The sequence below is a fragment of the uncultured Negativibacillus sp. genome (assembly GCF_944388365.1).
Lineage (GTDB): Bacteria > Bacillota > Clostridia > Oscillospirales > Ruminococcaceae > Negativibacillus.
On record NZ_CALXIN010000095.1, the window covers coordinates 1 to 6,518 of the forward strand.

7 protein-coding genes are annotated in these 6,518 nt (G+C 51.2%); 1 reads left to right on the forward strand and 6 read right to left on the reverse strand.

The genetic code is table 11. The features are described from left to right. A partial coding sequence (locus Q0L39_RS09925) for a DUF1846 domain-containing protein (protein ID WP_296628823.1) occupies window positions 1–887 on the forward strand: 887 nt, incomplete at its 5' end. A gap of 120 nt (window positions 888–1,007) precedes the next feature. On the opposite strand, the gene nagE is transcribed toward Q0L39_RS09925, so the two are convergent. The 6 genes from nagE to Q0L39_RS09955 form a co-directional block, all read right to left on the reverse strand. After that, complete coding sequence (gene nagE, locus Q0L39_RS09930) at window positions 1,008–2,450, reverse strand: N-acetylglucosamine-specific PTS transporter subunit IIBC (protein WP_296628824.1); 1,443 nt, start codon at window positions 2,448–2,450, stop codon at window positions 1,008–1,010. Between the two features lie 130 nt (window positions 2,451–2,580). Beyond that, window positions 2,581–2,841: an HPr family phosphocarrier protein gene (locus Q0L39_RS09935; RefSeq protein WP_296628825.1), complete on the reverse strand. Its 261-nt coding sequence runs from the start codon at window positions 2,839–2,841 to the stop codon at window positions 2,581–2,583. A 3-nt stretch (window positions 2,842–2,844) separates the two neighbouring features. Beyond that, window positions 2,845–4,461 (reverse strand): phosphoenolpyruvate--protein phosphotransferase, encoded by a 1,617-nt coding sequence (gene ptsP / locus Q0L39_RS09940; protein ID WP_296628827.1) that lies wholly within the window; start codon window positions 4,459–4,461, stop codon window positions 2,845–2,847. A gap of 33 nt (window positions 4,462–4,494) precedes the next feature. Beyond that, the gene (locus Q0L39_RS09945; RefSeq protein ID WP_296628828.1) at window positions 4,495–4,989 is read right to left on the reverse strand and encodes a PTS glucose transporter subunit IIA; all 495 of its coding nucleotides are present in this window, start codon (window positions 4,987–4,989) and stop codon (window positions 4,495–4,497) included. Between the two features lie 27 nt (window positions 4,990–5,016). Continuing rightward, entirely contained in the window at window positions 5,017–5,856 is an 840-nt protein-coding gene (locus Q0L39_RS09950) for a PRD domain-containing protein (protein WP_296628830.1), read from the reverse strand. A gap of 208 nt (window positions 5,857–6,064) precedes the next feature. Further along, a partial coding sequence (locus Q0L39_RS09955; RefSeq protein WP_296628832.1) for a sensor histidine kinase occupies window positions 6,065–6,518 on the reverse strand: 454 nt, incomplete at its 5' end.

The window sequence follows — 6,518 nt, forward strand, 5'->3', positions numbered from 1 at the left end:
TCAACAGCGGCATCAACGCTGGATACGCCAAGTTTGAAACCTTCCCAATCTGGAATCTGCCGCTCAAGCATCCGGTCAATCTGGCATATGAGGCCGCTACTGCTGACCTCAACGACGTCAACATGATCGACCCGTTCCATCTGGAAGCTTATGGAACCACCACCGTCAACTACAACCGTGACGTCGAAATCTTCCCTGTACTCAAGGCAATGTTCGACAAGATCGTCGGCGAATGTCCTTACAAATCTCCAACCGATATGGGAGTCAATATGGCAGGCAACTGCATCTTTGACGATGAAGCTGTTTCCGAGGCTTCCCGTCAGGAGATCGTCCGCCGCTACTACACTGCTCTGTGCGGACAGCGTCAGGGCACCATCAGCGAGGAGATCGTCTACAAGCTGGAACTTCTGATGAAGAAAGCCGGCATCAGCATCCACGACCGCAAGGTTGTTTCTCCTGCTCTGCAGAAAGCAGCGCTCACCGGCGCACCTGCTGCTGCAATGGAACTGCCGGACGGCAGCATCGTCACCGGCAAGACCTCCGATCTGCTGGGCGCTTCCTCGGCTTTGCTGCTCAATGCGCTCAAACGTCTGGGCGGCATCAGCGACGACATTCATCTGATCTCTCCGGTCATCATCGAGCCGATCCAGCACCTGAAGGTCGACCATCTGGGCAACCGCAATCCTCGCCTGCACACCGACGAGGTTCTCATCGCGCTGTCCATCTGTGCAGCAACCAATCCTACCGCAGAGCTTGCGATGGAACAGCTCAACAAGCTGCGCGGCTGTGAGGTTCATTCCTCGGTCATCCTCTCGCAGGTCGATGAAAAGGTATTCCGTCGTCTGGGCGTCAACATCACCTGTGAACCAAAATACGAAAACAAATAGTTTTTGCTCGTTCCTCCCTTCCTTCGAAGGGAGGAATTTTTTATGAGAATAGCAAACGCCGCCGTCTGTGGGCCAGACGGCGGCGTTTGCTATTCTTTATCAGAGTGTTTTGAATTGGTCCTATTTAACCATTTTCTTGAACTCGTCAGCTACGAACTGAACCTTTGGACCGATTACAACCTGTACGCTGGTCTTGCCTGGACGGACAATACCTGCGACACCGGCAGATTTGATCTTCTTCTCATCTACCAGCAGACGGTCTTTAACTTCCAGACGCAGACGGGTGATGCAGTTATCAACGCTGGTAACGTTTTCAGGACCGCCAACACCTTCGAGGATGATTCTAGCCATACCGGTGAAGTCATCGTTGGACAGCTGAATATCCATCTCAGCGCTGCTGTCATCCTCTTCACGACCAGGAGTCTGGATGTTGAATTTGGTGATAAGTACACGGAATACAACATAGTAGATAACGAAGAATGCCAGACCGATTGGAATCAGGAGAATTGGGTTCTGAGCAAATGGAGCTTTAAAGGAGAGGAACCAGTCAACAAAACCTGCACTGAACTGGAAGCCTGCACGGATTGGCAGAGCAGCTACCAGAGCAACCGAGATACCGGTCAGCAGTGCATGTGCAAAGTACAGACCAGGAGCCAGGAACATGAAGGAGAATTCCAGAGGCTCGGTAACACCGGTGAAGAAGGAACACAGAGCAGCGGACATCAGAATACCAGCTGCAACTTTCTTCTTCTCAGGTTTTGCAGTGTGGAGCATTGCAAATGCAGCACCTGGCAGACCGAACATCATAACAGGGAAGAAACCTGCCTGATACATACCGGTCTGACCGAGAACGCCGCCTTCAACAGAACCCCAGAACTTACCGATATCACTGATACCAGCAACGTCGAACCAGAATACGCTGTTGAGTGCATGGTGCAGACCAACTGGGATGAGCAGACGGTTGAGGAAACCGTAGATACCAGCGCCGACTGCGCCCAGGCTCAGGATGCTTTCGCCGACCCATACCAGGAAGTTGTAAACAACTGGCCATACAAAGTACAGCGGGATGCAGATAATCAGAGTGGTAACAACAGTCATAATCGGTACAAAGCGGCGTCCTGCAAAGAAGCTCAGGAAGTCTGGCATCTTTGTCTTATAGAAGCGGTTGTAGCAGCCAGCTGCGATCAGACCGCAGAGGATACCGATAAACTGGTTGTTGATTTTTGCAAATGCTGGGTCAACAACTGCGTCAGCACCGATGATCAGCTGAACAACAGCGGTTCCCAACATGGTCTGAACGGTCAGCCAGGAGATGATTGCTGCCAGAGCAGAAGTACCTTCCTGGTCTTTGGACATGCCGACCGCTACACCGAGTGCGAACAGGATTGCCATATTGTCGATCAAAATGCCGCCTGCTTTGATCAAAAGCAGAGCCAGCAGGCTGTTTGCGCCCCAGCCAGATGGGTCGATCCAGTAACCGATACCCATCAGAATACCGCCGATTGGCAAACAAGCAACTGGCAGCATCAAAGATTTACCTAATCGTTGTAAAAAACGCATCATAAAGGTTGTGCCTCCTCTTTATAAACATGGAGAAGTCAGGACCACGCTCGCTCCCGCACTCTCCTATTCCATGGTACTGCCGGCCCACAGCAGCCCATTCCATTGACATAGTTACAAACCTGCGTTATTCTTACAGGTTTTCTTTCAGGAATGCTTCCAGCTTTTCTGCTGCAGCTTCCTCGTCCGCACCCTCACAGGTAATGGTCAGCGCGGTGCCTTTCTTTGCACCCAGCTGCATAACGCCCATAATGCGCTTTGCATCGACCATCTTTGCCTCGGTGCCTACCTTGATATAACAGCCTGCAAATCCAGCAGCTACCTTGACCAGCTGGCCAGCCGGACGTGCATGCAGTCCAAGTTCATCGGTGATTACATACTGAAACTGTTTCATAGTTTATTGAACCTCACTTTCACATACTTTTTTCCGCAGCTCCAGCACACGGCCAGGCGATACGGAAAGTTCATCATATCCCATTTCCAGGAAGGTTTCGGTCAGACTTGCGTCTGCACCAAGCTCGCCGCAGATGCCTGCCCAGATGCCTGCTTCATGTGCATTGTGGGCAACCTGCCGCAGCAGTTCCAGCACTGCCGGATGATGTGCATCATAAAAGGCATCCAGATTTGGATTCTGACGGTCAATCGCCAGGGTATACTGGGTCAGGTCGTTGGTTCCGACGCTGAAGAAGTCTACCTCCTTAGCAAGCTGTGCGCTCATGATGGCGGCAGCCGGTGTTTCGATCATGATTCCCAGCTCCACCTCGCCGACAGCGACGCCCTCGGCGATCAGTTCCTCCCGAATCTTTGCACAGAATTCTTTCACCTTGCGCACTTCCCACAGAGAAGCGATCATCGGGAACATGACGCTGACCGGTCCGTATGCGCTTGCACGGTAGATCGCGCGCATCTGCGGACGGAACACGTCCTCCCTCTCCAGGCAGATTCGAATGCCTCGCAGACCCAGCGCCGGATTTTCCTCGTGCTCCAGTCCAAAGTAGTCGGCCTGTTTGTCGGCGCCGATATCCAGAGTACGGATGACTACGCGGCGGCCTCCCAGTCCTTCAACAACCTTTTTATAGGCTTCGAACAGTTCTTCTTCAGTTGGGAAATCGGTGCGGCCCAGATAGAGGAACTCGCTGCGCATCAGACCGACGCCTTCTGCATCGCCCTCGATGACATGAACCAGATCGTCCGGATTGCCGATATTGGCAAAGAGGTTGATCTTTCGTCCGCCGCGGGTAACGCTTTCTTTTCCTCTATATGCTTCCAGCTGCTGACGATATTCTTCGGTTGCGTGGCGTTTTTCTTTCATAACTGCCAAGGTCTGCTCATCTGGTTCGATGTAATAGCAGCCTTCAAAGCCATCGACGATCATCTGTTTGCCGTCGATCTCGTCGTCGAGATTGATCTGGGTCTGTACCAGCGACGGAATGTTCATGATGCGCGCCAGAATGGCGGTATGGCTGTTGGAGGAACCCTGTCGGGTGACAAATGCAAGGATCTTGTCCTTTGGCATCTGCACTGTTTCAGATGGAGTCAGGTCCTCTGCAACCAGAATACCTGGTTCCTCCATCGAAAATCCGGTCTTTCCTCCGCACAGGATGGTCACAATGCGGGTGGAAACGTCTTTGACGTCCACTGCTCTGGCCTTCATGTAGTCGTCGTCCATCGCTGCAAATGCCGCTGCAAAGGTATCACCGGTCTCCTTGACCGCCTCTGCTGCGCTGGCACCGTTTTTGATCATTGCTTCGATGCTTTCCAGATAGTCCAGATCGTCGAGCATCATCATCTGTACGTCGATAATCATGCCCTGTTCTTCGCCGATCTCCTTGCAGGTCTTTTCAAACAGTGCCTGCAGCTGTGCGCGGGCTTCTTCCTTTGCTTCCTCAAAGTGACGCTGCTCAACGCTTGCATCTCCGCAGGAAGTCGGAAGCGCAGCCTGCTGTTTCTTGTAAATATAGGCTCTTCCGATGGCTACACCGGAGAACACCGGACGCCCTGTTCCTTTTTTCATCTTGTAAGAAACTCCTTCTTTTGCCCGCCGGTCTTATTTGACCAGCGCAATAATCTTTTCCCCTGCATTTACCGTTTTGCCGGTAAATGTTTTTACCTCACTGTAATCTGCCGAGTTGCAGATGACCACCGGTGTGATGGTGTCATAGCCCTCTGCTGCAATCGCCTCGCGGTCAAACTCGATCAGCAGCTGACCTTTTTTTACCTCGTCGCCGTTTGCTGCATGAATGGTGTAATGTTTGCCTTTCAGTCCTACGGTTTCCAGTCCAACATGGATCAGGATTTCTGCACCGTCAGCGCTGGTCATGCTGACTGCATGGCCGGTATCAAACATCATGCCGATGGTTCCGTCACATGGAGCATACACCTTGTTGCCGGTCGGACGAATCGCAATGCCTTTGCCCAGGATTTCGTCGCTGAAGGTCGGATCGTTTACCTGGCTAATCGGTACAACTTCACCTTCCAGAGGTGCGCCAATCTCCATCTCTTCCGCTTCTTTTTTACCAAACAGTTTATCCAACAGTCCCATAATCAAAATTCCTCGCTTTCTGTGGTCTTACTCCATCCGATTGACTCGATGCAGATGGATTGCCAGATATGCCTTTTTTTCATCGGACACCTTGTGTCCGCTATTTTCTTCCAGATAATCTGCTACTGCCGATGCACAGCCAAATTCCCGCGGATAGCTGGTGCGCACCAGATTGACAAATGCAGGCTCCCGTTTGTCGCCGTGTGTATCCGAGAAAACGCTCAGTGCCAGAAACTTCATATGCACAATCAGCTCGTCACAGTACAGCGACTCATGGTCAATCTCAATCGTTTCCCAATGATTGAGAATCTGCAGCATATTTCCCAGTGCCTTGGTGACAAGCATGGTGATTCCCAGCGAATTGTCATACTCGGCGTTGACGATGTGCAGTGCAATCGAGGAAGCCTCCTCCTCCGACAGCTGGACGCCCAGCATCCGGTGGATCTCCTCGAGTGCATGCAGTCCAACCGCATATTCCTGCGGATAGAACAGCCGCACCTCGGTGTCCAGTGCATTGGTGAAATAGATGCCCTCGCGCTGGCGCTGGATTGCAAAATTAATATGGTCTGCCAGCGTATAATAAATACTTTCGTTCAGATCGCGTTTGAGAATATCGCAGGCGTACTGGATGATCTGCGTACAAACCTCCATCTGTTCCTGCGGCAGCTGTGTAAACACCCTTTTCAGACGTTCCAGTTCACTCTGATTGGTGATGCGGAATACCTTTTCAACATCTTCCTCGTTGATGACCTTGAGTTCCTTTGCCTGAAAGCCCAGGCCTCGGCCCATCACGATATGCTCACATCCGGCCTCATCCACACAGCTGACAACATTGTTATTGATTGCTTTTATTACCTGAAACCGCATCTTGTCTACCTTGCTTTCCAGCTTCCCTTTCCCGCTTTCCGCAAAAGATAAAATAAAAAAACCAGACCTCACGAAAACAGTCCTCCACACCTGGAAGAAGAGTGCAGAAACTATTTTCGTGAGGCCTGGTTTTGCCTGCTTGCCAGTAACAACCCAAGCTCTCTGTCTCAAGAGTACCAAATTTGTTCACAGAAAGTCAATAGGTTTTTCAATAAAACAACATATTTCGGTTAAGCGCACACATTCTGTCTGAAAACATTATGCAATATGACCGTTTTGGTCTTTTTTTTCTCCGTTCCTTTTTAGAATGAGAAGAGGCTTTTTTCCCATCCGCCCATGGCAGTGTTACCGTAAAGATGACTTCTCCCTCTGCTGTGGAATGGGCGGCAATCTTTCCATGATGCTGCTGGGTAATGCTCTTTGCGATTGCAAGTCCCAGTCCATAGCTGCCCTTCTCTCTGTTGCGGGATTTGTCCGCGCGGTAAAACCGTTCAAACAATTTTTCCAGCTGATCCTGCTGCAATTTCTCCTCGGAGCTGTTGCGAACATACAGGAAAATCTTTTCACCCTGTTTCTCCAGCCGGACAAAGATTTTGCCCTTGGGCGCACAGTATTTACAGGCGTTGTCCAGCAAAATTCGGACCAGCTCCCGCAGCTTGCCT

Excerpts from the sequence above, each read along its gene's own strand:
- nagE (WP_296628824.1), bottom strand. The coding sequence starts at position 2,450 with ATGATGCGTTTTTTACAACGATTAGGTAAATCTTTGATGCTGCCAGTT.
- Q0L39_RS09935 (WP_296628825.1), bottom strand. The coding sequence starts at position 2,841 with ATGAAACAGTTTCAGTATGTAATCACCGATGAACTTGGACTGCATGCA.
- ptsP (WP_296628827.1), bottom strand. The coding sequence starts at position 4,461 with ATGAAAAAAGGAACAGGGCGTCCGGTGTTCTCCGGTGTAGCCATCGGA.
- Q0L39_RS09945 (WP_296628828.1), bottom strand. The coding sequence starts at position 4,989 with ATGGGACTGTTGGATAAACTGTTTGGTAAAAAAGAAGCGGAAGAGATG.
- Q0L39_RS09950 (WP_296628830.1), bottom strand. The coding sequence starts at position 5,856 with ATGCGGTTTCAGGTAATAAAAGCAATCAATAACAATGTTGTCAGCTGT.